Annotated in this window: 1 protein-coding gene; it reads left to right on the forward strand. The window is 44.2% G+C overall.

Going from position 1 to position 400, the window contains the following annotated elements; translation table 11 throughout:
- Nucleotides 1–400: AMP-binding enzyme (locus FLA105534_RS00520; protein WP_173964098.1), on the forward strand; the 400-nt coding region annotated here is incomplete at both ends.

The following is a 400-nucleotide window of genomic DNA, read 5'->3' on the forward strand; positions in this document are numbered from 1 at the left end:
AATCGAGAATGTATTGTCATCGGTACGTGGAATCAGCCAGTGCTGTGTATTGGCCAAAGAGGATTCAAATGATAACAAACGTTTGGTTGGTTATGTTGTTGTTGAAGGTAAGCTGGACAGGGCTGCTTTGCAGGAACAGTTGAAATTAAGTTTGCCTGAGTATATGGTTCCTATGATCTGGGTTGAGTTGGCAGAGCTGCCGTTGACGTCAAACGGAAAACTGGACAGAAAAGCCTTGCCGGATCCTGATAGTTCAGATTTGTCTACGAAAGAATATGTTGCTCCACGGACAGAGACAGAGCAACAATTGGCTCAAATCTGGGAGAATTTGTTGGGAGTAGAGAAGGTTGGAGTTCATGATAACTTTTTTGAGTTGGGGGGTCATAGTCTACTGGCTACC

The sequence above is a fragment of the Flavobacterium collinsii genome (assembly GCF_902804485.1).
GTDB classification, from domain to species: domain Bacteria; phylum Bacteroidota; class Bacteroidia; order Flavobacteriales; family Flavobacteriaceae; genus Flavobacterium; species Flavobacterium collinsii.